This is a genomic window from Dactylosporangium fulvum, from assembly GCF_025137375.1.
Lineage (GTDB): Bacteria > Actinomycetota > Actinomycetes > Mycobacteriales > Micromonosporaceae > Dactylosporangium > Dactylosporangium fulvum.
In genome coordinates, this window is sequence record NZ_CP073720.1 from 3,653,968 (window position 1) to 3,678,599 (window position 24,632).

The following is a 24,632-nucleotide window of genomic DNA, read 5'->3' on the forward strand; positions in this document are numbered from 1 at the left end:
TCGTCAGGCCCTGACGCCGCCGCTGATCTGGCGGGCGATCTCCCCGGTTTTGCGTTCGACCCGGACGTCGATCATCGACACGAGGGCCTTCAGCTGCGGGTCGGCAGCGGACAGGACCACGTTGAACTCCGGCGCGTGCGCGGCGAGGGATGCCCGCTCCTGCGCGTTGGTCTGGACGAGCTCGCCGCCGTGGGTGCCGTTGTAGGCCAGGCTGAGCCCCTGGGGGAGGCGGCCGCCGGAGTCGTACACGCCGAACGGCAGCGAGTTGACGAGACCGCCGAGCGCCATGGCGATGTGGATGTGGTTGCGGTGCGCCTCCATCAACGCCGGGTTGAACGAGCCTTTGTTGACGCCGCGGGTGTAGGCGTAGTCGCGGGTCTTCGTGCGGTGGATCAGCTCGAGCGGGCGGCGCGCGGCAAGGAACGTGGCGAGGGCGTCCTGGTTGTAGCCCATCCAGTCGACTCCGCGCCCACTTCCGTGCCACAGCGGGTCGCCGGGCCGGTACGCGTTGCCGAAGCTGCCGCTCAGCGGGCCGGTGGCCTTGATCAGTGCGACGACCTGCCGCCACACGCCCGAGTCGCCACGCGACGCGCTGGGTGACCTCGGCCACGGCGGGAACCCGCCACCGGAACTGCTGGCCATGGCGCGGGCGACCGCTGCGGCGACGTCGCCCCGGCTCGGGATGCGCGTGTTCTCGACGGTGGTCGGGAACGGGTAGTGCTCGGTGAGCAGTTGCTGGACGAGTCCGCCGTCGGCGTAGCCGGGGGCCGTCGTCCGGGGTAGTGCCCGGCGGCGGATGGCCTCCATGAAGCCTTGGCCGTAGTAGTCGACGGACGCGGCCGGCTGCACAAACTCGCCATTGGACAGCCAGAACGGCGCGCCGGTAGTGCGTTCCATGGCGGGCACGTCGTCGGAGGTGCCCGTCCCGGGTCCGACGACCGGGCCGCCGGTGTGCAGATATCCTGCCCGGGACTGGCCGGGGCCGCTCGGCGCCCGGACCTGCGGTGCGATTTTGTCGCGGGCCTCGCCGAGGGTGATACCCGTACGCAGCGCCAACTGGTAGGCCAGCAGTTCGTCGAGCTGGGCCTTCGTGGTCTGCATGCCACGGATCGACACGTCGGTCGTGGCTGACGTCGGCACCTGCCCGTAGATTCGGATCAGGTTCTCGGTGGCCTTCTGGTCGACGCCCTTCTGTGCCGTTTTCGCCCGAAGCTTGTCGATTTCAGCTTGGTGTTTCCGGGTCGCTTCCTCGACCGACATGCCGTTCGCGACGTTCGCGCGGTATGTCGCGTTGATCGCGTTCAGCTGCTCGCGGAGACTTTCCCGCAGCCGCAAACCCGCCTCGGTGTTGATGTCGAGCTGCTTCGCGCCTTTCCCGGTGATCGTCGCCCGATCGTCGAGCACCTTGTTCGCCGCCTGGACCGCCCGCGCCTGCGCAACCGCCGCCTCGTCGGCGTCGCGGGCCGCGCCGAACAATGCATCCTCGGCCTGCTTGAGCGCGGTCGCCTTGTCGGCCGCTGTTGACGTGCGGTCGGCGAGGACCTGATACGCGTCGGCGAGCGACCTCACCGGCCCGGGCGCGTCCCGGAAAATCTGGTTCATCGCGGACTGCTCCGCGTGCAGTTCTTCCGTCAGTCGGTTCGCTTCGGCGTTGGCGTCGTTCGACTGCGTGAATGCGTCGCGCATCTTCGACAGGGCGTCGGCCCGGTCCAGGTGTTTCCGAGACGCCGCGTTCTCCGCGTCGGCACCCTTCCGGGCCTCGCCGGCGGCGACTTTCTCACGCAGGATCTGCTCGTCGAGCGCCCGGATGACCTCCGCGCGGGCTTGGCGGTCACCGTTGAGACCGCGCACCAGCGTCTCCGTCGCGACCCCCGCGTCCCGGGACGCGTCGACCAGGCCCCGCAGCGCGGCATTCTGGCGCAGCAGCGCCGACGCCTGCTCGGTTGCCGCCGGCGTCAGCCCGTTTTTGAGGATCTCGGCGTACTGGCTCGCACCCTGACGGATGTCGTTGATCTGCGCTTTTGCCTTCTGGCTTTCCGCAACGAAATAGCCGATCGCCAGGCCCACGACGGTGAGCGCAGCCACGAACGGCCCGCCCATGAACCCCGACGCGGCGCCCAGTGCCCGCTGCATGCCCGTCGTTGCCCGGCCCGCTTCGTCAGTCACCGTCCGGAAGGTGACCATCGAAGCGACGCCCTGAACCATCCGGGAGCCGAGCACGGCTTGCGCGCCGGCCGTGAGCAGCGCGGCCGTCTTGTACGCGGTGAGCGCGGCGGCCAGCGCGGTCAGGACCGGGACCGGGATCGCGTTGATGACCTGGGCGAGAATGCGCAGTTCGGTGACGACGACAGAACCGACGGGGGCGTAGGCCTGGGTGATCCGCAGCCCAGTCGTCGCCAGTTCGCCGAGCAGCCGCATGACCCGGGGGCCTTCAAGCTGGACGAACTGGACAAAATTCTGGAAGCCTCGGTTCTGGTCCAGGCCACGCGACCAGTTGACGAACCGCCCGGTCAGGCTGAGGATGCCCTCGCCGACTCGCCGCTCGACCAGCGCAAACTGCAACAAGATACGGGCGCCGCCCTCGGCGACGTTGACGCCCGCCTCATACATCAGGTTCAGTGTTGGAACAGCCTGGTCGCCGATGAACGCTATGAACCGGCGCCAGAACGGGTCGGTGAAGGTTCGGGCCGCCCGGACCTCCAAGTTGCCGATGCCGCCCGCGACCGCACCGACCCACCTGTTCAGGTCGGCGAAGTACGGCAGAACCATCTCGATCGACTGCTGCGCCCCCGGCAGCACGCCGTTCATGGCGGTCTCTTGCAGCTCATCGAGCTGTGGCTTCAGTCCGAACAGGAACCGCGCGAACCGCTGCCCAGACACCGGCAGCTGATTCAGGGTGTCGTCGAGCTTGTCCAGAGCGGAACCGGCTGTAGCCGCCGAAGCGACGGTCGCCGCCGCGGCGGACCGTTGCGCGTTTGCGACCGCCTGCTGTGCTTGGGCGATCGCGAACGCCTGCTGCCGTGCCGTCGACGCAGCCTGCTCCCGGGCATGCGTGATGGCCCGTTCGGCTTGCGCGATCCGCTCCTGCGACTGGGCGACCGCGTCGAGGGCGTCCCGGACCCGCCGCGACCCCTCGACCCCCGTCCGGTCGTTGCGGGCCTTCTCGTCGGCGAGCCGCCGGCCGCCGGCTGCAAGTTCGTCCTGCCGGATGCGGGCCTCTTCGAGCGCAAGCTGGGTCTGCTCGCCGCCGAACCGGGCGAACTCCGACTCCAGCCGCTGCACCTCCGCGGCGGCCTTCCGCTGGTCGACGGCGTTGTGCCGCAGCCGGTTCGCTGTGTCTTCCTGGGCCCGGCGCTCCTCCTCGCGGGCGTCGTTGAGCTTCTCCTGGGCCCGGCGGGCTTCATCCTGCGCGCGGCCAAACGCCCGTTCCGCGTCGGCGATCTGCTGCAACGACCGGCGGCGCGCGTCTTCAGCGTTCGCCCGGGTGTTCGCCAGCGACGCCTCCGCGGACCGAACCTGGTCAGCGGTCGACGCCAGCGACTTCTGCTGCTGGGCGACGGTGTTCCCGGTCTTCGCTTCGGCCTGCTCGGCATCGCTGAGGGCCTTGACCGCGTCGCCGATCCCGCGGAACGCCAAGGCGAGCACACCGACGGCGGGCGCCGCGGACAGTGCGGCCGACCCGAGCGTGACGATCGCCGCGGTGCCGGCCGCCGCGGCCGGCACGATCGCCGGACCCAGGGCGAGCGCAGCGGCGATCAGCCCCTGCATGCCATTCGCCGCGGCGTCGGCGTTCGAGTCGACGTCAACCCGGGCGTTTGCCCGGCGGCCGTCAAGCCGGTCCAGTTCCCGCTGCAGACGCATCAGTTCGATCGCCGCGTTCGCGGTGTCGACCCGCACCTGCGCGTCCGGCGACGACGCCGCCACCCGGTCCAGTGCGGTCTGCAGCCGGCGGACTTCGGCGAGCGCCTCGGCCGAGGAGATGTCGACACCGACGCGTCGGGTCGACAGTCGGGCCAGGTCGTTGTGCAGGTCCCGGATCTGCTGTTCGGCTTCGTTGGTGGCGACACCGATCTGCGGTCTGGGCAGGGACCGCAGTGCTGCCTCGATCCGGCGGCGGGCCGTGTCGGCGAACGTGCCGCCGAACTCGTTGCCCTGCCGGCCTCCCTGGGTTCGCAGGCCCCGCCCGCCGTCTGCGAGGCCGTCGCGGACGCTGCGGGCGATTCGGTCAGCGATCGCCCGGCCGATCCGGTCGCCGAGTTCGGCGCCGGCCGCTGTCGCGCCGGCCTGGTTGTCGGCGACGAACCTTGCCCAGAAGCCGTGGGAGTCGGGGATGACCTTGACGTATACGGTCCCTGCGTTGATCCCTTCGTCCTCGGCGGCCATCGACTACCCCCTTCCTGCGGCTATCCGTTGGGGTTGTCGATGGTGTAGCTGTGCAGTTCGGCGTGTTCGCGGGCGATCGCCTCGATCATCGCTTTCACGGCCGGGTTGGATCTGGCACGGCGGCGTCCGCGAATGATCCCGGGCCGGTGGTATGGCTCGGGTGGTTTCTCGTAGGCGTGCAACGCCCAGGCGACGACGCCGAGCCGGTCGATCGCTTCCGCCAGCAGCAGGTCGGTGTGCGACCAGGTGCCGTGAGACGTTGGCGGGGTGGCTGCCATCTCGACCAGGTCGTCGTCGCTGAGTGCGTTGCGGATGGCGGTCTTGTAGAGCGACTCGCCGGGTAGCGAGTCGAGGAGCACGTCGAGGCGCCGCAGGGTGAGCCGGGACGTGCCGCCGCCTTTGCGTAGCAAATCCCGCAGGTCGATGCCCTTGAGAAAAAGGTCGCCTTCGATCTGCCGGGTGTAGCGGATTATCTGGTCGGCAAGGCGCGCCGCGACGCGAAAGGGATGCCGGTCACCTTCTCCAGATCGGCGAAGAACGCGATCACCTGACGGTTCGTCGGGTCGACCTTCACCCACACCTTGGCGAAGTCGTCCCCGGCGAGGATCTTGCTCGCCCAGGCGGTGACCCGGCCGAACGACAGGTCATCGTCCGCCGACGCCGGCCAGTCCAGGAAATGCTTGACCCGGACCGCGGTGTCGGCAAACGGCACGATCTCGATCTCGTCGGCGGCGTCCGGCTCCGCGGCGACCTCGGCGCGCAGGGCGTCGACGTCGCCGCGGTCCGACGTGTCAGCGTCCGCGGTGGCGGGCGCGGTTTCGGGGGTTGTCACAGGCTCTCCTAGCCGAGGTTGGGCAGGGCGAACAGCGGGTAGACGGTGTTCCCGGACGTGTCCGGGTAGGCGGTGAGGGTCACGCCCCAGTCGAGAGACTCACTGTTGGCGATCTTCAGGTCGGTCTGTGCGGTGACCTCGACCTGCGGGAAGTACAGCCGCATCCGGTTGGTGGCGTCGACCATGTCCGCGACGAGCGCGTACAGCTGCCGGGTGTAGTTGCCGCCGGTGGTGCCGAACGCGCCGGTGACCGCAGTCGGGGTGATCGAGTTGAGGGCCTTGCGCCAGAACACCTCCATGACGCGGGCGTTCGTCTCGCCGAACACGACGTCGATCGTCATCTCCTGCTCGGTGACGAGCGTCCGCTGGATCGACGTCGACCCGTAGAACTTCTTCTTCGTCGTAGAGAGGCTCTGCTTGACCGAGATCCCGGCCTCGGTGATGCCGCCCATGTTCTGCCAGGCGACGGCCAGCGCGGTCGTCGCGTCGGTCGGGGCCGTCGACCCGGTGGGGGCCATCCAGACGAGGCCGGTGCCATCCGCGCCGGTGGCGCTGATGCCGGCGAGCAGGTTCCTGTTGTCGCTCACGGCGCGGTCCTTTCAGGTGCACGAAAAGACCCCGGCCGCGTGGAACGGTCCGGGGTGCGAATTGGGTGCTGGTGTCAGCCGATGCCGGCGTATTGGTGCACGGTCAGCTGGTATCGGGCGCTGGTCCGGAACACAGCCGACGCGGACCACGGCAGGAGTTGCGGCGCGGACAGGGTTTCGACCCGTCCGACGACTGCCCCGCCGTGCATGTACCGGGGGAGTTTCGTCCGGAGCGCGGCGCGGACGTCCTCGCCGAGCCGTTCGGCGGTGTCCTCGGTGGAGGCGAACACGTCGATCTGGATGCGTGGCCGGTCGATGGTGAGCTTGTCGTCGGTGCCACCGAACCGAACGACGACGAGCAGCGGCACGTTGTGCGCCAGGTTGCCGGGTGGCCGACGGTGCACGTTCTTGAACGCGGCAACCTGGTCGGTTTCGCCGAGCTCGGCGAGGAACGCTTTGAGGAGCGCATATGCGGTGACGTAGCCGGCCACGACGTCCCCTCAGCGGATCGGTGTCAGGTGGTGGTGTCCGCGGCGCCGGACTGGTCGTCTGGCTTCGTGGCTGCCGTGTCGGCGGGCGCGGGAGCCGCTTCAGCGCTGCCGGCGGTGTCCGGGGTGCCGGCAGGCAGGGCGGCCGGGTTGACCGCCAGCGGCTCCGGCTGCGTCTGCTTGGCCGCTGAGCGTCGCCGCGACCGGGTGGTGGGGGGTCGCGTGTCCACTTGGTCGACTGGCTGAGCCGAGGCCTGGTCGCCGGTCACGCTGGTGTCCGAGCCGGAGTCTGAGTCGGAGCCCGGGCTGGCCCCGTCCTCCTGGTCGCGGTCGTAGGTGTCGAGCTCGTCGTCGGACGGTTCCCGCGCGGTGCCGGCCTGGAGCATCTGCACCGCGACCTCGTCGGGTAGATCCTCGACCCTGCCCATGCGGTCCCGGTCCATGTCGGTGTTGTCAGCGTTCGGGACGACAACGATCGTGACGAGCATCGCGGCTCCTCCGTGCTCAGATGTGTGTGGATAGGGCGTCGAGTGCGCGCCCGAGCGTGTGTCGTGCCTCGACGTGCTCGTTCCCGAACTCCTGTGCGATCCCGTACGGGTAGCCCTGGGGCCAGTTTGTGGACGGCGCAGACCGGACGTCGTTGGAGACGATGACGCTCGCGACGCCGCCGCGGACCTGGGCGTCGACCTTGAAGCCGCCACCCGTGACGCCGGGGTCGTGGTTCGTGCCGAACGCGTACGCGCCGGTGTCGACCGCGGCGATCTGTTCGGCGTCGATCTGCACGATGTTTCCGAGGTGCTCCATAGCGGCGAGCATCGCCGGGGAGCGCATCATCTCGGCGACACCAGCGCGGTTCTCCCGGAACTCGACGTCGGCCACCGCTCATCCCTTCCGGTTGAACAGGTGCGGGTCGCATCTGCTGCAGCCCCGGACCGTGCCCAGAGTGCTGACGCCCTCGGCGGTGAGCACGTGCAGTTCGACCAGCAGCGCAGCACTGGTTTGGCAGCGGTCGCACCAGTCGGGGCGTGGTGTTCCCGCCGCGCAGTCGACGATGTGTATCCGGTCTGCGGCCATGGTCGCGTCAGCCGACGACCATCGCGCCGATCGTTGCGGTCGACGAGTAGTTCGCCGTGACCTTGTTCGTGGCCGGGTCGATGTAGCCCACCAGCTGCCGGTAGCCCCAACAGCGGGACGTGTTCGCCGCGACTGTGACCGGCGTGACCGCCCCGGCAACCGTCCCGGCCGGGGTCTTGCCTGGGTCGACGAACGTGACGTTTGTCGGGGTGCCACCGGCCGAGACGATGAACACCGCACCGTTGAGGATGTCGGCGCCGTCGATTCGGTCGCCGGACGCTACCGCGACCGGCGTGCACAACTGGGCAGCGGCGGCGTTCGTGGGGAACACGCCGACGTAGTCGGTCATGGGAGGACTCCTTGATCTGGCTAGGGAAGGTCCCGATCCCCGTACGGGCTCGGCGAGGGAAAGCTGTATACGGGCATGACCTCGAACACGGCCGGGTCGACACCGGTCAGCGCCTCGTTGCGGGCGGCGAGCGCGGCAAGCATCTGGTCGGCCTGCTTGAACAGCCGGTCCGACGTCTGATTGGCGGTGTCCCGCATGCCCTTGTCGCGTTCGCCGTACCCGAGCTCGACGAATGCCGCGGCGCGGATCGCGGCGACCGCGGTCGCTGACTCGTGCAGCACCGCGTCAAGTTCGCCGGTGGCGTCGGTGACCCATCGCACCGCGTCAGCAATGTGAAGATCCACCTGGGCGCCGGTCGGTCGCGTGGTGGCATCGAATGTCATCAAGTCGACGTTCGACCCGTCGGGGGCGGGGACGAGCGGCCGGGACGGAACATAGGACGCGACGCGGGCGCGGGTCGGTGTCCACTCCGGCCCGCCGGCCAGCGGTGACCGGGCGACGAAGAACCGCTCGAACGGCTCGCTCGCGCCGACCCCGATGATCTTCCACGACTTCACCCACCACCGGGGCGCTGCGTACCGCACCAGGCTGGTGGCCGCGAACCGCAGCACCATGAGCCCGTCGACCTCGGCCTCAACACCGCTGTCGAGCGGCACGTCGGTTCCGGTCTCGTCCGGGTCGTCGGGGGAGTGCAGCGCCAGGGTCGCCTGGGTCGAGCCGATCTCGTACGGGTGGACGTCGATCCACGGACGTTCGGAGTCCCCGACGGTCAGGTCTGGAATCACGGCGACTCCCGTCCGGTGCCGGTTCGGATGTGGGGGCGGGCCACGGCCGGCCGGACGTACGGCCGTGAGGCCCGCATTCGCACGTACCGGGCGGGCGTGGCGTTGTCGCCAGCACTGGCGGAGGCCGCATCGGTCAAGCCCAAGGGGTCGGCGAGCAGCCGATCAATCGCTATCTCGACGAGCACAAGGTCGGTGAGCCCGACCCCGTCCCCGGCGCCGACCTCCCCGCCGGCGGTCGTCTCGGCGGAGACTGTGTCGGTCATGCCCAGCGTGTCACCGGGGACACGGACGGCGACTGTGGTGGCCGTGGCCGTGTCTGCGAGCCCGATGGAGTCGGCGGCGCCGCGTATCGCGGCGACCGCCGTGGCGGCCTGGTCGGCAGCCCCTAGCGGGTCGGAGATGGTGACGGACCCGGCCCCGCTGGTCTCGGCGACAACAACGTCGGTCAGGCCCAGGCTGTCGCCAGGCGACCTGGCCAGGTTGACGGCAGGGGCGACGGCGTCAGTCAGGCCCAGGCTGTCGGAGGCGTCCGCCGAACCGGCCGAACTGGACTCGATCGCGACCGCGTCAGCCAAGCTGGCTGTGTCGGCGGGGAAGCGGGCAACGTCGAGTGCTGCTGTGACGGCATCGGCGGCACTCAGGGCGTCGGCGGCGGTCCGGGCGGCCTCGAGCGCCACACCAGCCGTGTCTGCGAGTGCCGTGGTGTCCACGGTCGTGCGGGTGGCGTCGAGAACCACGGCGGGGGCGTCGATGGCGGTGAGCTGCTCGACGACGGCTCGCGCGAGCCCGGCGACGGCCGCCGCGGTGTCGGCGAGCCCCACAGTGTCGCCAGTGATGCGGCTGGCATCTGTGACGGCCGCTGCGGCGTCTGCGAGTGCCGCACTGTCTGTGCTGGCGCGGTTTGCGACGACCGCCGCGGCGGCGGTGTCGGCGAGGCCTGCTGTGTCGGCGGCGTTGGCGGCCAGGTCCGACCCTGACCCGGTCGCGGTGATCGCGATCGAGATCGACGCGTACGCCCGGGATGTCGAGAACGTCGCCGTCCGTGTGCCAGTCGATCCCGCCCCGGTCACGTCTTGCGCGGCGACGCCCATGGTTGCCCACGGGGAGAAGTCACTCTCGGCGATCTTGGTCATGCCGACCGGGGGTGTGTAGTCGCCGAGGACCGACGACAGCCATGCACAGATCAGCAGCGCGTCCGCGGAGTAGTTGACCGACGGGGCGTCCTGGCTGGCGGATGTGCCGGAGCCACCGTCGGCGCCAGCAACGGTGAGACCTTCACCGGCGACGACGACCACGACGCCGTGGTTCACGGCGTCGGACACCTGTTTGAACGTGACCGACTGGGCACCGCTCGTGGCGGCCGGGCGGGTCCAAACCTTGACGTGCGGGGTGTTGTTGCCGCGGTCGCCGGTGGCGCGGAGGTCCCAGGCGCCGGGCGTCGGGGCGACCATGGACGAGGCCGCATAGAAGTCGATGCCGTGGACCGCGACCAACATGTCCCCGGCCAGGGTGCCGGCACCGGTGGTGACGGTGACGTCAGCGTTCTCGGCGTTGCCGAAGAGAACCTCGCGGATCGTCGGGGCCACCGCCGCCCCCTTACCTACTCAGGCGCGGATGGGGCTGCGCTGACGTAGGTTCAGCTCAACTTCCGGCCAGATCATGTGTCCACGTCAAAGCCAAAGTGTCCGACGCCCCCTTGGACCCGATGCCGACCAGCAGCACCCGGGCGATCGTGTTCGCCGCGACAGACGTGGCATCGGCCAGGGCGTCGTTCACGATCACGGCCTCGGTAATCGGGCTGGCGGTCGTGGCCTTGCCCGCGGCATAGCTGACCTTCCACGTGATTCGCCGCGCCGCGCCATTCAACGCGCTGGTCGGGAACCCTGCGTCGATCGCCTGGTGCGAGTTGGTGAGGTAGGTCGCCAGCGCGGCCCCGGCGCCCGTCTTCGCGACCGCGGTCGACCCGCTGCCGAGTTTCATGCCGGTGACCTGGCCGGGCGGGGACGCGATGCCCGCAGCCCGTTCCGCGTAGTATTGATCGCCGGTCTGGGTGATGAGGTTCCGGGTCTCGCAGCGGGCCTTGATCTCCCCGTCGGGGCCGATGAGTTCTGCTACGACGAGACCGGACAGCCGGACTTGGTTCTCCGGCTCCCGGAAGCGGCCCATGCCGAATGTGACCTCGTCGGCGATCCGGCTGCGCTCGATCTGCATGTGCTGCTCCTGGATGGTGTGGCGTCGCACGCCGGGTTGGTACGGAGTTAGAAGGCGGCCGCGAGGACCGGCCAGAAGAACGCCAGGGCGAGCGCGGCGGCGCCGAGTAGGGCCAGCGAGACATGCCGGGCGGTCACCCCGCACGCGGCGAGGGCCAGTAGCAGCACGCCGAGCAGGGCCAGTAGAGCCTGAGGCATGGCGGCCGCCGGCTACGGCTTGAGCGCGCCCGCGGCCCGCTGCGAGGCGAGCAGGGCGTTGATGGTCGTCCGCAGCGCGATCACGTCGTTGCGCAGCGCGTCGTATTCGGCCTTCGTCGGGCTGGCGCCGGCCGCCGCAACTGACGTGATCGCGGCAGCATCTGCGACGGCTGCGGCGCCCTTGTCGCCGTAGTAGGCGGCGCGTCGAACTGGAGGCATGTCAGGTTCCCTTCTTGGCGGCGGTGGCGCGCCGTCGGGTCGTCTTCGGCTTGGGTTCGTCGGCGGCCGGCGCCGCGGTCGCGGGCGGGTTGGGTTCGCGGAGCTCGACCACCTGCGGCCCGGCCTGCTCTTCGGGGACCGGTTCGGGCTGGCCGTCCTGCCGGCCGGCGAGCACCTGGCGCAGCAGGTCGTTCTGCTCGGCGAGCAGGTCGGCGATGTGCGCGTAAAAGTGCTGGTCGGTGCTCACCGGGCGCGGCAGTTCAGGCATCGAAGGTCAGCTCCCGCTGCCATTGCTGGCCACGGTCATCCGAGCGTCGACGCGAGTTCCGCCGAACACGTGGACGACCTTCTTCTCGGCGGCACTGTGGTTGAAGCTCCACGGGACCTCGCCGCCGCCGATGCGGCGCATGTCCGGCAGCTTCTCGTACAGGGCCGGGGCCTCGAAGCCACGGAGCCGGCCGAACTCCAGCGCCGGGCGGGACTCGCCGGGGTTCGCGAACAGCCACCAGCTTGTGCGCGAGTTCGCCGTCGAAGCGACCGTCGGGATGAAGTAGTTGATGTTCAGATGCAGATTCGCGTCCACACCGTTGCCCCGGATGATCGTCACGTCCCCGTTGGGGCCGACCGCCCGGTACTCGGTCGCGTTGATGATCTCCTTCGCCGCCAGCGCCAGGCCCGGGCCGACGGTGAGTTCGACGGCTTTGATCTGGATCGGCATGCCGTTGTCGTCGACGCGCTCCGTCAGCTTCGTGATCGCATCCTGCAGCGCGGGCCGGGTCAGGGCCGGGTTGCCGGTGAGCACGTTGTCGTTCGGGCCGGAGTAGAACGAGGCGTGGGGGCCGTTCGCGTCGGCGAACATCTCCGTCACGAACAGCTCCTCCGAGTCGATCGCCGACTGGGCGAGATCCTGCGGGAGCCGCATGAACGCGTCCAGATCGTCGTTGATCATCATCTCGAAGGAGAGACCGAACCCGGCCTCGTACTTGTCGACGGAGTACTTGTACTCGCCCATGTTCTGGGCGCGCCGCTTGTGCTCGGCGAGCTCCTCGACCTTCGCCAGCCGACCGCGGATGCCGGTCGTCGCGAACCGCTTGACCTCGCGGAAGTCGTTGACGGTCCCCGCCCGGGCGTAGTTCCGCCACGTCGCCTCGGTCGCCGTGTAGGCGCCGTACATCTGCCGGTCCAGGGAGTCGGCGAAGTACAGCGGGAAGTCGGAGGTCGACATCGCCTCCTGGAAGTGGTGCAGCGGGCGCCGACCCGACTTGATCTCGTCGAGGAACCGCTCCGCCTCAACGAGCAGCCGCGGGTCCAGCCGCGGCCGGTTCCGGGCGACGGCCTGCTGGTCGCCGAACAGCGTGCCGAACGAAGCCGCCTCGGCGTCCATCCGGGCAACAGCCTGGGAGAACAGGGTGTTCGTGGTCATGGTTGGTGGTCTCCTCAGCCGGCCAGGCGGACTTCGATGGTGGCCGTCGCCCCCGAGCCGACCGCGCCCATGGCGTTGCCGATCTTGGTTCCGGTGGCCTTCTTGGACACAGGCGGCGTGTCGCCGTCGGTGTAGAACAGGTCGTCGCCGTCGGCGACCGCACTGTTGCCGGAGCCATTGATGCCCTTGACGGGAATCGTGGCGGCGCCGTTGAACTTCACCGTGGTCTTGCCGGTCTTGGGGTCCTTGTCCGCGAGCGCGACCCCGCCCTTGCCGCCCCAGCGGACCGGGTCGCCGGACTTCGGGTTGGTCGGGTGGGAGACGGGGACGGCGAGCTGGTCGCCGAGTTCACGGGTGATGTTCTTGGCCATGGCTGTCTCCTCCTCAGACCGCTCGCCCGCGAGCGGCGGCGGTCGCGGCCTCGGCGTTCAACCCGCGGGCCTTGTAGGCCTCGACGAGTGCCTGGTCGGCCTGCGGCGCCGGCGTGGACCAGCCGGCGGCGGCGGGCTGGCTGGTCGGCTGCACGGTCTGGCCGAACCCGGCGACACGGCCAACACCGGACGCCTCGGCGAGCTGCGCCAGGTACGTCTTCTCCGCGGTCGCCTCGGCCTCTGCGAGCGTCTTCAGCGCCGTCTCGTCGAGCTGGCCGGCCTCGTTGAGCGGCACCCGCTGCATGAGCCCGGCGACGATCCGGGCCTGCGCGGCCTGCGGCAGGCCGGACTCGGCGAGTTGCGTCTCGACCTTCGGTCGGGCGGCCTCGACCGCCTTGTAGCGGGCCAGTTCGGCGCGGGCCGTGTCGCGCTCGGTACGGGCGGTCGACGCCTCCTGCAGTGCGGCGTCACGCTCGCCGACGGCCTTGTCGCGAGCGGTCGCGGCCTCGCGGGCCTCGATCTGGATCGCGGCGGTGTCGACGACCGGCGCCGTCCCCGCCTGCCCCGGCTGTGCGCCGGTGTTGGTTCCCGACATGTCGGGCTCCTCCTCGGGTGTGTTGGGTGAGCCGGTCGGCGGGGCGCCGTCCGTCACATCTGTGGTGGTGGGGACCGGCTCAGCGGACTCGACGTAGTCGGTCACGACCGGCCGGTACACGGTTTCGGCGACCACCGGGCGGCGCGGCCCGAGCAGCACTACGTCTCCGCCGTTGATCGCGTAGGCCTGCTCCCAGGTGCCGCCGGCGTCGGGGCCGCCGGCTTCGAACCAGACGACGCCGCGGTCCGGGTCGTAGTCCCGGACGTACGTCCACCAGCCGTCACCGGCGTGGTGGGCGGCGCGGACGGCCCGTTCGAGTGCAGTCCGGGTCTGCTCGGCCGATGTCTCCTGCAGCCGCGTGCGGGCCGACTCGAGCAGCGCCAGCACCTTCCCGCCGCGGCCGGCGCGGGTGACGAAGTCGACGGATGCGGCGTCGCGGATCTCCTGCACGATGAGCCCGTCACGGCCCTCCGCGGTGCCGTACTCGGCGAGCCCGCCTGCGCGGATCGACAGGCCAACCGCCTTGACGAAGTCCTTGTCGCCGAGCAGATCCCGGTAGGTGGGAAGCGCCTTCGCGAGCGCCACCAGCGCCCGCCGGTCGTGGTCGTAGCGGGCGTCCTCGGTGAGCACGGCCGCCAGATCGCGGACGTCCCGCTCGGGCCGGTCGTGTTCCTCGGCGGCGCTCGGGTGATTCATGTACAAATGCAGGCCACTGGCAAACCGGCGGTCGCGGGCGGCCTGCTCCAGGACGGCGGCGCTGTAGTAGCCACTGCTGCCCCAGCCCTCGGAGATGAGCTGCAGGAACATGCGACCGTCGCTGGCGATGGTGGCCACCGGGGCGCCACCAGCCGTCTCCCGCAGCGGGGCCAAATCGGTGGCCAGCGCCGACTCGCGCAACGGCGTCCGGAGCGACCGGCCAGGCACGGCGAACGTGCGTCGATATTTGGGCATGCGCGACCTCCCGGCGCGTCAGGACGGCGGCGACTGCCGGGATCAGGGCATACAGAAAGGCCGGGTCGTGTGACCCGGCCTTTCGAAGATCAGATGTTCAGTTTGCGGTGGGGTAAAACGTCAGCCGGTGGTGCGGCGGGAAGCCGGAGGCTCTTCGATGCTGACTGGCGGATACGCGGGCTGCTCAGGCGCCTTCAAAACCTTCACCGGCTGCTCGTCAGTAGCCCACCGGTCGTTCAGCGGCACCGGGCCTGCGGTCTGGTCACTCATACGTCAATCACCTCCACGTCAAGGATACGCCTGCCATGCTTGTCAACTCCATGGTCGGCAACAACCCGTCGGCGCTGACCGCGCGAAGCAAGCACTTCCGCCTCTTGCGGGATACCAGCGGGCACCGTGCCGTCGGGTGCGAAGTCCGACAGGCGCACCGCGCCCGTCCCCTTCGGCAGCAGAATCCGCATCACAACGCCGTTGTGAGCGAACTTCTCCGCGACCCGCCTGTCCGCGGACGTTGACGCGAACGCCAGATCGTCCCATTCGAGTCCGACGACATCGACACTGTTCCAGGCGGTGCCGAAAACGGTCGACGGATGGTTCACACCCCGATAGGCGATCATGTCCTGCGGCAGGCGCGACTCCCGCAGCGCGGCGTCGATACCGGCCACCTGGCGGACGAGTTCGTCCGCCTCGGGCTCGGTGCCGCGCAGATAACTGTTGATCGGCCCGTAGTAGGCGCCCCGATAGTCGTCGAGCGCCACAGCCGACTGGTACACCTGCGTGCTGGACCAGCCCGCCGGCGCCGGGTCCAGCATCCCGGCGCCGACCGGCAGCCGAACCGGAACCACCTCCAGCGCCGCCGACCCCTCCAGTGCGTTCGCAGCCGAGGCGTCGAACGCACGCTGCCGGTCCGCCTCCTGCCGTAGTCGCGGCAGCCGGTCGAGTAGTTGCTGCCGCCGCCGGATCAACACGTCTGCGACGTGCGGCAGGCCGTGTTCGCCGGCGAGGCGGCGAATCTCCTCCGGCGACACGTTGCTGAGTTGCTCGACCGAGGCGACCATGTCGGCCCGGGGCATTCCGGTGAACAGCTTCGACGCCTGCGGTGCGGACGTCTTGTCCCGCAGTGTCATCCACTCGCTGACGCTGTCGCCGAACGCGGCACCTTTCGGTTCGCCCTGGGCCCGGTACAGCAGCGACCCACCGAGGTCGATCCGCCACGGTTTCCCGTCGGCACCGGTGACCACGTTGTCCATGGCGGCGCCGGCGACGTCCCAGTTGCCCAGCCATGCGTCGGTGGCGAACCCGGCCCGGATTTGGGCGAGGTAGGCGTCGTCGTCGAGCCTGATGCCGAGGTCGCTGGTGGCGCCGTCGACGAGTCTCGACGCGGTGTGGTTGTCACCGGGTAGGCCGGGTGTTCCGGATCCGCGCACGACCTCGGGCGCGTCGACTCCAGTGGCCCGGTACAGCGCCGACGACAGCGCTTCGTTCGCGGCATGCTCGGGCGACTTCTGGGCTTTCACGTACCAGCGGGACCCGTCGGGCGCCTCGAACACGCCGCCCGGGTTGGAGCCGCCCTGCTCGCCGACCTGCTTCAGCTGCGAGAAGTCGCCTGCGGCGATCCGTTCTGCCGGGGTCGGCTCTGCCTTCGCCTTCGGTGCGGGCTTCGGTTTGGCCGGCTGCTCCGGATTCGACGTGGTCTTGGTGTTCTTGGCGCTTTTGGTGTTCTTGTCGCCGAAGTCGGCGAGGAGCTTCTTGGCGATCGCGTCGCGGTCTTCGCCTCGCTTCAGTTCGATGCCGCGGGCCTTGGCGACCTTGCGGAGCTGCTCGCGGCTGTAGCCGTCCAGCGGGTGCTTGTCGCCGTGCTCCCCGCGCCGGTGGGCGGTAATCGAGTCCTTGACCCGGTCGACCATCGGCCGGAACTTCCCGCCGAGCGGATGCCCCTTCGGGTAGCGGGCCTGGCTCGGGTCGAACACCTCGACAAGTTCGGCGTCGAGTTCGCCGAGGGCGGCGAGGAGGATCAGTTCGTCGTCGCCGAGCGGCTCCGCGTCGACCACGTCGTCGGGGTGGACGGGCTCGAACCCGCCGGATTCGACGATCGTGACCTCGACGAGGGTTGCCGTCGGCGCAGTGCTGGCTTCGGCGTGGCGCTGGTTCGGCATGTGCCCGAAGTGGAGCTTGTACCAGGCGGAGGTGACCCGCTTCGCCCGCTCTGGATCAAGGTGTTTCCGCAGGTGGCGGAACAGTGCCGTCCACGGATGCTTCGAGAACGCCCACTTCTTCAGGCCCTTGCCGAACACCCACCAACGCTTCAACTGGTTGTCGCCGTCGGCCTCGACCAGCGACCAGTCGCCGTCCGGCCCGTCGTCCTGTTCACTGTCCTGCTCGTTGTTGCCGGCGAGCGGGATGTCGACGTTTTCGCCGGCGAACGCGATCCGCAGCCGGTCGAACCGGACTGGGCCGATCCGGTCTGCGAGATCTTCGAGCTGGTCGAAGGCGCCGTCGGGCGCGATCGTGATGTGCGGAAGCCAAGGCGCGTGCCGGTCGGCGGGCGGCAGTGCGATGGTCTCGACGAGGAAGTGGTGGACGGCGTCGAGCAGGTCACCGCCGACGACCAGCACCCGGCACGGTTCGTCGCTGCCGGGGTTGAACACGGCCGGGGCGAACGCCTGGCCCTCGATGGCGGGCAGCCCGTCAACGGCCTTCGTGACCGCGTCGACCAGCGCATGCCGGGTGTCGGCGTCGATCGTGTCGGCTTTGCCGAGGTACGCGAGCGTCAGGTGTAGTTCTTCGGCCGGCAGTCCGCCGTCGACAGCGAGCCGCGCGGCGTCCTGCTCGGCAGGGATGAGGGCGATCATTGCGCCGGTGTGCGCCACGTCAGGCCCCCTTGCCGCTCAGGCCCAGACGCCGACGAGGTGGCCGCGGCAGCGTGATCTTCCCTGGCATGACCGATATCCGCCCACGCCCGGGTAGTCCTGCATCGCCTCGGCGAGCGTCGCGTACCGCTTGCCGTCGACGGCCTTGCATGTATCGCATGCGGCCCGGTCCTGGTGCTCGCTCGCCCGCAGTTCAACCGGCGGGTGGGCGGCGAACACGGCCCGTCGGCCCTCGTGCTCGGCGGCCGACATTGCTGCCCGCACCTGCGCGGCGACGAGGCCACCCCCGGCGAGCGCGGCCAGGGCCATCTGTACAGCGGCAGCCACACCGGACGCCGGCGCGGCGAGCGCGGCCTGACCGGCGGCCGAGGCATACCCGGCGGCGATCAGCGCGACCACCGCGGCGGCGACCTGCCGTAGCCGGTCCTCGTCGGGTTCCGGCGTCGAGTCGACGTCAGCGCCCTGCTCGGCGGCGTCTGCGACTGTTGCCGCGGCGGCCTGCCCGGCGAGCGGCGCCATCGCCTGCAGTAGCGCGTCGACGAGCGCCTGGATCGACGCCTTCGAGGCGGCCAGGCTCCCGAGCGCGGCCAGGTTGCCGGAACGGGCGGCTCGCTCGGCGCCGGCAGCGAGCTCGGCGACCAGCGGCGCGGCGAGCGCCGGCCATGCGGCCAGGAACGCGGCGACAGCCTGCTGCCACGCGTCGTCGTCCTGGTTGTTGTCCTCGCCGGTGCTGCGCTCGGCCTCTTGCAGTGCGGCACCGGCCGAGTCGTCACCGTCGCCGCCATCCGGGGCGGCAGGCTGCGGCGGGTCTGTGCCGGTCGCCCCATCAGTGCCGGGCTGCTGCTGCTGCCCGGGCTGGGACGGCCACAGGAACTCGCCGTCGTCGCCGGTCATGTCGGCGACGATCGTGTCGATGTCGCGGACGCCGAGCGCCGTCAGCAGCAGCCGCAGGATCACCTCAGGCGGCAGTACACCCGAGCCGGCGGCCTGCGTGACCGCCGCGACAACGTCCTTCTGGTTGACGTCGTCGAGGTCCGGGTAGTCGATGTCGATCGTCTGGTCGGTGTCGCCGGCCAGCTCGACCGTTTCGCGGTCCCGGAACTGATCCCGGCGGATCTTGCCCTTGAGTGCGCCGCGCGGCGCACGGACCGCCTCCGCGATCACATACCGGAGGATGCGCAGGTCAGCGGACCGCCACACCTCGCGGCGCTGCTGCATCGCCAACTCGGTCGGCTGGTCCAGCGTTTCAGCGACCGCCCGGGCGCCGGTCTGGCCAGGATCGCCGAGCAGCATCGTCACCGGCAGATCGAGGGCGGCGGCGACCATCATCGCGAGCGGCCGCCCGGACTCGGAGTCGATCGTCGCACCCGACTTCGGGATCGCCTCGAGTGTCGCGTCGGGGCTCGTGACGACCATCTGGCCGACCTGCGACGGGTCTGTCGTGTCGGCGGTGCGCGGGTTGGCGGCGGTGACCGCGGCCCGGACCTGCCGTGCCTGCTTCGACCCGGCGGCGGTGGTCCGCCACGCGTACCGGGACAGTGCCGACATGAGCGTCGCCCACTGCTCCAAATAGGTTTTGTAGGCGCGGGCCCAGTTGATCGCCGCGTACACGTCGGGGATGCCGTGCTGCCAGTGTTCTGGCCGGTTGACGTCGATGTGGAGGATCGGCGCATCCCAGGCGATGTCGACCGTGCCGAGCCGCTTCGCCCGGGTGGCAGGCCGGTAGCCGACCGCGGGGTGGAGCCGCTCCCGCTGAACCTGCTCAGGGACCGACTGGCCGTCCCGGTAGGTGGTTTCGACCCAGACGCGCCGGTACAGCCACGGCTCGGTGCGATCCTCAGGGTTGCAGATGATCTCGGTGATTTCGTCGGCGAGCACGACCCGGATCTGCACCTCGCCGGTCAGCGGCCTCGTGAACAGGGCCGCGTACAGCTCCCCGTCGGTGCCGAGCGCCCGTTCGTGACGGTCCCGGGATGCGGCGCTGAACCAGGCCCGCTGGTTGCCCTCGTCGTCGATGAAGGCGGAGACGACGGCCTGGACGTCCTGCTCGCCGTCCCCGGCGCCGTTCGCCCGGGCGGTGATCTGCACACCCTGCCCGTGGACGTAGGCAGAGCGGAGACTGAGCCCTCGTTTCAGTAGAGGGTTAGAGATCGATGCCAGTCGACAGACCGCCCGCATCTGCCGACGGCCATCGTCAGTAAATTCCTGCTCGGTTAGTACCGCGAACCGCTGCCAGCCCGGGTCGTACAGCCTCTGCTCCAGCTCCGACGTCGACTCCCGCAGCGGTGTGCTGTCCTGCAGGCGCCTCTCCGCAAGCTCGTAGTTCCGGGCGGCCATGACCAACTGGGCGCGGGCGTCGACTTCGGCGAACTGGGTGGTGACGGTCCGGCGCCGGTTACGGGAGCGGCCCAACGTCGACACCCCCGGGATCAGTACAGGGAGATCGATCCCTCGGCGTCGGCTTGATCTTCGTCTTCGTAAACCTCGTCGGCCGGCACGGCCACGCCGGCGACCGCGGTCAACATCAGCGAGTCGCCCTTGTCCGGCGACGGCAAGCCGCGGCGCCGCATCTCGTCCTTCGACTCGATGATGATCTGGCCCCGGGACGTGTACTTGTACTTGATCGATCCGATCTGCGCGGCGAGCTCGTCGTCGTCCGGGTCGAGGTCCATGTCCCCGGCTTCGAAGCGCTCGCGGAGGCCCCACCACCACTCGGCCCGCGCGTTCGCAAAATGCTCGGAGTCGCGTGCCGCCGCGCCGGACTGCATGTCGACGACGTCGTGGCCGAGCTCGACCAGGCGGTCCACGACGCCGGCGCCGACACCGACACCGTCGACCCGGATCTCGTCGACCGCGTGCTCAGCTTTCGCGGCGAGCACCTGGCCGGTGGTAGCCATCGTGTCCTGCTTGCCGAAGTCGCCGACGATCCGGGCGACCGGGCCGCGGCGCAGGCAGAAGATGGTGCGGTCGGAGCCGTAGCGGGCGACGTCGACGCCAAGGATTGCATGCGGCCCAGGGTCGAGGTTGCGGCGCTGGGCGGCTTCGATGAGCAGCGGCGAGATGAGGGTGTCGGTGCCGAGGTCGGGGAACCTGCCGAGCACCTTCGAGATGTAGCGGGGGCTGTCGACGCCCCAGCGTTTCTTGTCCTCGACCCAGTCGGGGGAGAGCATGAGCGGCCGGAGTTCGGCGGGGATGTCCTCGCCGGACAGGTTTGGGGTGTCGAACGCTGAGACGTGGATGACGTTCCAGCCGGACCCGGGCTTGCAGATGTCGCCGAACTCGGTGTTGGGATCGTCGGGGTTGCCGATGGCAAGGATGTGGACGTCCTCACCGGTGGTGATGGCTTCGATGGCGGTCCACAGTTGGCGGGGCACGCCACACGCTTCGTCGATGATCACCAGCATGTGTTTGTGGTGGACACCTTGGAAGCCGTGCTGGTCGGTGTCGGCGGGCTTGCGGCCCCAGCCGACGAGGGTGCCGTCGTCGAGCTTCCACTGGTCGGAGCCGAGGACTCGGCCGGGGAGCGGGTTACCGCGGGCGGCGGCAACCTTGGCCGCTTTGCGGATCTCCTCCCACAGCAGGGCGTGTACCTGCGCATAGGTGGGGGCAGTGGAGACGATGAAGCCGTCGTCGTGGCCGTAGGTGTCGATGAACCAGGCGGCGACGCGGGAGGCGATCCGGGTCTTCCCGGCGTTGTGGCAGCTTGGTACGGCGGTCTTCTTGTTGACGACGACCGACTCGGCGATCTCGCGTTGTTTCGACCACAGGAACTCGCCGAGCTTGTCCTGCACCCACGCAACGGGGTCGGTGAGGTACGGGCTGGGCGGTTTCGGCTGGAACGCCTCGGCGAGCTTCTGCAGGGCCAACCGCTCGAGCGGCGACAGCTGCGGCGCGATCGTCACCGTCACCCCCGGGAAATGGGCCCGCCGCCGATGCCTTCCCGGTAGGCGATGTACGCGACCTGCAGCGCTTGGGTGCCGACCCGGCCGCGGAGGTAGTTGAGGATGTGACCGCTGCCCATGTGGGCGATGCCGTCGAGGACTGCGCGGTCGCCGGCGGACAGGGTGCCGGCGGCGATGTAGGCGTCGATGCCTTCGTCGAGGTCGGGTACGCCGTGGTGTTGGCAGGCGGAGCGGAGCGCTTCGAGGATCACGTGCTGCCTTGCTTTTGTGGGCGCGCCCTGGTGAACGGTGGTGCCGGGGTCGGGCCCTGCCGGGACTCTGGGGGAGGGAACGGCAGGGCCCGCCCGGGGGTCAGACGGCCGGCTGCTCGGGCTCGGCCGGGGTGTCGGAGCCGTCGGCGTCGCCGATCTCGGCGTGCTTCGCCGCGACCAGCGACTTGATCGAGTCGAACGTGGACTGCGCCTCAGGGCTGAAGTCCTCGGTCTGGGCGTTGAGCTGGTCGAGCTTGGCGTCGACGTCGGCGAAGAACGCGTCGAGGTCGTCCTTGAGGGCCGTGAGCTGTTCGTTCTGGGTGGCCATGAGGCGCTCCATTCGGTAGGCGATCCAGCCGACCCCGGCGAGGGCGGCGGCGGTCAGCACGGTGCGGAGCATGTGGTCGATCCTTTATGGGGAGGTGGCGGGCCCGGCCCGACTTGCACGGGCTGCACTCGCGGGGTGTCACTGCCGCTCCCGGGCGGTCAGGCCTGACCCGAGGTTTGGCGGGCCCACGCTTCGACGTTTGATGGCGCGGACCCGTCTACCCCTCAGAGACGGGTCCGCACCGTCCGGCACATCGCGGCCGACCAAGCCCCCGAGGCAGGCCGGCCAGCGGAATCCGGAGCAACAAAAACGCCGCCCCAAATTGGGTGCGGCGTACTGCGAAGACACCAAGGTCCACGCTGCGCCGAGTGTGACAGGCGCCCCGGTGATCGTCAAGTTTCGTCACCGGGGCGTGTCGTTAGGCCGGTCAGGCGCTCATTTTGCGGCGCACCCCGGCTGGCGGCCCCCAGATCCGCTCGGCGTAGGCAACGACCTCGACAAGGTCGTATAGCACCCGGTTGCGGCTGTCGCGCTTCGCGCGTGTCTTGCCCGGATAGACCGGGTCGGGCTCCTCAACCGCCCCGATCTTGCCACGTGACGCCCACTGCCGTACCGCAGCCGGGTCGACCGGCCGCATCCACTTCACGGCCAGGTGCGCGGCCAGCGCGTACGCGTCCACGTGCGCAGCCGTATCGCCGACGATCCACCGCTGCCACTGCTCGACGGTCTCCTGTGTGTCGCAGCCCTCGCAGGCGATCAGCGCCTGGTCCGGGTACTGGTAGAGCCGCGTGTCGCACACCGACTCGTTGCCGTCGAGGTCAGTGAGGATCATCGGGCAGTCGCCGACGTACAGCCGGTCGGCGCCGACTGGGTAGGCCATGGCGCGCAGCCGGCCGTCGCCGGCGAGCTGGCGCAGGTTCGTGGCGCAGGTGGCGGCGTTGCGGTGGGCGGCGAGCCATTCGTGGTGCCGGCCGACGAACAGAGCGAGCCGGCCGAGGTCTCCGGTGGTGCGGTACAGGAGGCGTGGCGGGCCGATGAAGCCTGCGGGAAGCTGCTGCAGGTACGGCTCACGGGGCAGGGTGACACCACGCTGCCCCGTGATGACCTTGACGGTGACGGTGAGAACCAGCCGGATCGCATCCCGGGCTTCCATGACCTCGTCGCGGGGGACCGCCGGGCCGCCGCCGGTGCCGGTGGTTTTCTCGCCGTTGGCGCCGCCGCCGATGAGGGCGGTTTCGAGGTCGCGGTGGAGGATGGCGAGCCGGGCGGCGTCCTGCCGGATGCGGGCGGTGCACACCTGGCAGAGGCGGAGTCCGTCGGCGGCCCATCGGGGCAGGCAGCCCCAGCACTGCTGCGGGTTGTCGCAGGCGTCGGTGTGGTGGTTGCGGATGGCGCAGTGTGGGGCGGCGCACAGAGGACGGGGGTTCGGCATTTATGGCTCCGTTCGCGCAGCTCATGGCTATGATCGCGGCACGGGCCACCTGGCAGGGCGGGTCGTGGGCGGCGCCCGGCGGGCAGGTCGGGCGCCGTCAGCTTTCAGGCGTCGGCGTAGCGTTCAGCGACGATCCGGAGCCGCTGACCGTCGTCGACGGGCTCGGCGGAGGCGATGACGAACCCGGGCCGGGCGGGCATGACCTCGACGTCGGCGACGTGCATGGCGAGGCTGCATGACCGTCCGATGAACCCGGACAGGTCGGCCCGGTCCCAGCGGAATCCGGTCGGTGCACCTTCGGGGATGGGGATGAACCACAGCCAGCGTTCGACTGGCTGCCGGGGCGCCTCGGTGAAGGTGAGACCGCCGTCGGTGACGTAGCCGAGGTGAGGCCATTCGGCGGTGGCTGGTGCGCCGACCGGGCCGACCAGCACCTGGCCATCGTTCGCGGTGATCACGTCGATCCTCCTCGGTCGTCTCCGGGTTCGGGCTGGACACCCTCCGGGTTGATCATTTGACCCACCCTCCTGATCCGTCACAGTTCGGGCAGTTCACCCACGCGTCGGCCACGTGATCCATCCAGCCCTCGTCGCCCTGACAATCCGGGCACTCGACCCACTCGCCTTCGGGCTGGTCGAGCGGCGGCAGGCTGCCGAGCGGGACGAGCGCGCACAGTTCGTCGCGGGCGTGGTTGCCGGCCGGGCAGCAGTCGGCGTCGGCCGTGCCGTCCGGGCGGTGGATGAGGGCGGTCACGGCGTGCGCTCCATCAGGTGCCAGACGAGCGCGCCGCCGGGTGCGATCGCGGTCCCGACGTGCCGGACCGGTTCGGTGATCGGCTGGCCGGTGCCGTACACCCGCAGCGTCAGGGTCCGCGCTGTCTCCGGCTTGGCGTCGGAGTGCAACGTCCACACCTCGACGACATACGGGTCGCGGGTGGCGACGTGCACGATCGGGCCGGGTAGCGACACGTCGTGCCAGGCGTCGTCGACGGGGATCACGTGCCGCAGCACCCAGCCTGCGGCGGTCACTTCTCATCCTTCGGCTTGGTTGGGATCTGGGCGATGCGGACGGCAGCCCAGCAGGCTGCCCAGGCGACGCCGACGATGGTGGCGCCGACGGTGACAACGACGATCGCTGTGGTGCTCATCGGTTGGTCTCCTCTCGGGGGATCGGTCGGGGTTGGGCGGCCTCATGCCCGGCAGCCCAGCCGCGCCTTTGAGCGGCGTGCCAGAAACCGGCGACCGTGGCCACGGCCAGTGGCAGCTGTACGACCCCGGCCGTGACGAGGAGCCAGTCGGGGGCGTTGCCGGGGACAATCCGCGCGGCCTGCCACAGCAAGGCGGAGGCGGCGCCGACAGCGAGCCACCGGCGGGCGGCGTGTTCT

28 protein-coding genes are annotated in these 24,632 nt (G+C 70.0%); all 28 read right to left on the bottom strand.

Annotation, left to right across the window (positions count from 1 at the left end):
* Positions 1 to 3 precede the first annotated feature (3 nt).
* Positions 4 to 4,383: a coiled-coil domain-containing protein gene (locus Dfulv_RS17135; RefSeq protein WP_259864220.1), complete on the bottom strand. Its 4,380-nt coding sequence runs from the start codon at positions 4,381 to 4,383 to the stop codon at positions 4 to 6.
* 20 nt (positions 4,384 to 4,403) lie between these two features.
* The gene (locus tag Dfulv_RS17140) at positions 4,404 to 4,961 is read right to left on the bottom strand and encodes a hypothetical protein (RefSeq protein WP_259864221.1); all 558 of its coding nucleotides are present in this window, start codon (positions 4,959 to 4,961) and stop codon (positions 4,404 to 4,406) included.
* The gene (locus Dfulv_RS17145) at positions 4,853 to 5,215 is read right to left on the bottom strand and encodes a hypothetical protein (RefSeq protein ID WP_259864222.1); all 363 of its coding nucleotides are present in this window, start codon (positions 5,213 to 5,215) and stop codon (positions 4,853 to 4,855) included. Before Dfulv_RS17145 ends, Dfulv_RS17140 begins: the two co-directional genes overlap by 109 nt.
* Before the next feature lie 8 nt (positions 5,216 to 5,223).
* The gene (locus tag Dfulv_RS17150) at positions 5,224 to 5,802 is read right to left on the bottom strand and encodes a phage tail tube protein (RefSeq protein WP_259864223.1); all 579 of its coding nucleotides are present in this window, start codon (positions 5,800 to 5,802) and stop codon (positions 5,224 to 5,226) included.
* Between the two features lie 74 nt (positions 5,803 to 5,876).
* The gene (locus Dfulv_RS17155; protein WP_259864227.1) at positions 5,877 to 6,293 is read right to left on the bottom strand and encodes a hypothetical protein; all 417 of its coding nucleotides are present in this window, start codon (positions 6,291 to 6,293) and stop codon (positions 5,877 to 5,879) included.
* A gap of 23 nt (positions 6,294 to 6,316) precedes the next feature.
* Entirely contained in the window at positions 6,317 to 6,778 is a 462-nt protein-coding gene (locus tag Dfulv_RS17160; RefSeq protein WP_259864230.1) for a hypothetical protein, read from the bottom strand.
* Positions 6,779 to 6,794: 16 nt separating this feature from the next.
* Complete coding sequence (locus Dfulv_RS17165) at positions 6,795 to 7,169, bottom strand: hypothetical protein (RefSeq protein ID WP_259864233.1); 375 nt, start codon at positions 7,167 to 7,169, stop codon at positions 6,795 to 6,797.
* Between the two features lie 202 nt (positions 7,170 to 7,371).
* Positions 7,372 to 7,713, bottom strand: coding sequence for a hypothetical protein (locus tag Dfulv_RS17170; RefSeq protein WP_259864234.1), 342 nt, complete (start codon positions 7,711 to 7,713; stop codon positions 7,372 to 7,374).
* A 20-nt stretch (positions 7,714 to 7,733) separates the two neighbouring features.
* Positions 7,734 to 8,498: a hypothetical protein gene (locus tag Dfulv_RS17175; RefSeq protein WP_259864235.1), complete on the bottom strand. Its 765-nt coding sequence runs from the start codon at positions 8,496 to 8,498 to the stop codon at positions 7,734 to 7,736.
* Positions 8,495 to 10,084, bottom strand: coding sequence for a hypothetical protein (locus Dfulv_RS17180; RefSeq protein WP_259864236.1), 1,590 nt, complete (start codon positions 10,082 to 10,084; stop codon positions 8,495 to 8,497). Before Dfulv_RS17180 ends, Dfulv_RS17175 begins: the two co-directional genes overlap by 4 nt.
* A gap of 55 nt (positions 10,085 to 10,139) precedes the next feature.
* Entirely contained in the window at positions 10,140 to 10,709 is a 570-nt protein-coding gene (locus tag Dfulv_RS17185) for a hypothetical protein (protein WP_259864238.1), read from the bottom strand.
* Positions 10,710 to 10,756: 47 nt separating this feature from the next.
* Positions 10,757 to 10,906 (bottom strand): hypothetical protein, encoded by a 150-nt coding sequence (locus tag Dfulv_RS17190; protein ID WP_259864239.1) that lies wholly within the window; start codon positions 10,904 to 10,906, stop codon positions 10,757 to 10,759.
* Positions 10,907 to 10,918: 12 nt separating this feature from the next.
* Positions 10,919 to 11,125 carry a hypothetical protein gene (locus Dfulv_RS17195; protein WP_259864241.1) on the bottom strand — a complete coding sequence of 69 codons (207 nt, stop codon included), beginning with the start codon at positions 11,123 to 11,125 and terminating at the stop codon, positions 10,919 to 10,921.
* Position 11,126: 1 nt separating this feature from the next.
* Positions 11,127 to 11,393: a hypothetical protein gene (locus Dfulv_RS17200; protein ID WP_259864244.1), complete on the bottom strand. Its 267-nt coding sequence runs from the start codon at positions 11,391 to 11,393 to the stop codon at positions 11,127 to 11,129.
* A gap of 6 nt (positions 11,394 to 11,399) precedes the next feature.
* Positions 11,400 to 12,548 carry a Mu-like prophage major head subunit gpT family protein gene (locus Dfulv_RS17205; RefSeq protein WP_259864246.1) on the bottom strand — a complete coding sequence of 383 codons (1,149 nt, stop codon included), beginning with the start codon at positions 12,546 to 12,548 and terminating at the stop codon, positions 11,400 to 11,402.
* A gap of 14 nt (positions 12,549 to 12,562) precedes the next feature.
* Positions 12,563 to 12,919 carry a capsid cement protein gene (locus Dfulv_RS17210; RefSeq protein WP_259864251.1) on the bottom strand — a complete coding sequence of 119 codons (357 nt, stop codon included), beginning with the start codon at positions 12,917 to 12,919 and terminating at the stop codon, positions 12,563 to 12,565.
* 13 nt (positions 12,920 to 12,932) lie between these two features.
* Positions 12,933 to 14,465 carry a hypothetical protein gene (locus Dfulv_RS17215; protein WP_259864252.1) on the bottom strand — a complete coding sequence of 511 codons (1,533 nt, stop codon included), beginning with the start codon at positions 14,463 to 14,465 and terminating at the stop codon, positions 12,933 to 12,935.
* A gap of 120 nt (positions 14,466 to 14,585) precedes the next feature.
* Positions 14,586 to 14,735 carry a hypothetical protein gene (locus Dfulv_RS17220; protein WP_259864253.1) on the bottom strand — a complete coding sequence of 50 codons (150 nt, stop codon included), beginning with the start codon at positions 14,733 to 14,735 and terminating at the stop codon, positions 14,586 to 14,588.
* A complete protein-coding gene (locus Dfulv_RS17225; protein ID WP_259864254.1) occupies positions 14,732 to 17,317 on the bottom strand; it encodes an ADP-ribosyltransferase in 2,586 nt (861 codons plus the stop codon). The genes Dfulv_RS17220 and Dfulv_RS17225 overlap by 4 nt, the downstream gene beginning before the upstream one ends.
* 36 nt (positions 17,318 to 17,353) lie before the next feature.
* Positions 17,354 to 19,747, bottom strand: a complete 2,394-nt coding sequence (locus Dfulv_RS17230) for a hypothetical protein (RefSeq protein WP_259864256.1) — start codon at positions 19,745 to 19,747, stop codon at positions 17,354 to 17,356.
* 17 nt (positions 19,748 to 19,764) lie between these two features.
* The gene (locus Dfulv_RS17235) at positions 19,765 to 21,237 is read right to left on the bottom strand and encodes a hypothetical protein (protein WP_259864259.1); all 1,473 of its coding nucleotides are present in this window, start codon (positions 21,235 to 21,237) and stop codon (positions 19,765 to 19,767) included.
* Between the two features lie 2 nt (positions 21,238 to 21,239).
* Positions 21,240 to 21,488 carry a hypothetical protein gene (locus Dfulv_RS17240; RefSeq protein ID WP_259864262.1) on the bottom strand — a complete coding sequence of 83 codons (249 nt, stop codon included), beginning with the start codon at positions 21,486 to 21,488 and terminating at the stop codon, positions 21,240 to 21,242.
* Positions 21,489 to 21,588: 100 nt separating this feature from the next.
* Positions 21,589 to 21,888, bottom strand: a complete 300-nt coding sequence (locus Dfulv_RS17245; RefSeq protein ID WP_259864264.1) for a hypothetical protein — start codon at positions 21,886 to 21,888, stop codon at positions 21,589 to 21,591.
* Between the two features lie 355 nt (positions 21,889 to 22,243).
* Positions 22,244 to 23,248, bottom strand: a complete 1,005-nt coding sequence (locus tag Dfulv_RS17250; protein ID WP_259864267.1) for a hypothetical protein — start codon at positions 23,246 to 23,248, stop codon at positions 22,244 to 22,246.
* A 104-nt stretch (positions 23,249 to 23,352) separates the two neighbouring features.
* Positions 23,353 to 23,706, bottom strand: a complete 354-nt coding sequence (locus tag Dfulv_RS17255) for a hypothetical protein (RefSeq protein ID WP_259864270.1) — start codon at positions 23,704 to 23,706, stop codon at positions 23,353 to 23,355.
* A 52-nt stretch (positions 23,707 to 23,758) separates the two neighbouring features.
* Complete coding sequence (locus Dfulv_RS17260) at positions 23,759 to 24,001, bottom strand: hypothetical protein (RefSeq protein ID WP_259864272.1); 243 nt, start codon at positions 23,999 to 24,001, stop codon at positions 23,759 to 23,761.
* Entirely contained in the window at positions 23,998 to 24,276 is a 279-nt protein-coding gene (locus tag Dfulv_RS17265; RefSeq protein ID WP_259864274.1) for a DUF7352 domain-containing protein, read from the bottom strand. The genes Dfulv_RS17260 and Dfulv_RS17265 overlap by 4 nt, the downstream gene beginning before the upstream one ends.
* The gene (locus Dfulv_RS17270) at positions 24,273 to 24,395 is read right to left on the bottom strand and encodes a hypothetical protein (RefSeq protein ID WP_259864276.1); all 123 of its coding nucleotides are present in this window, start codon (positions 24,393 to 24,395) and stop codon (positions 24,273 to 24,275) included. Before Dfulv_RS17270 ends, Dfulv_RS17265 begins: the two co-directional genes overlap by 4 nt.
* Between the last annotated feature and the right edge of the window lie 237 nt (positions 24,396 to 24,632).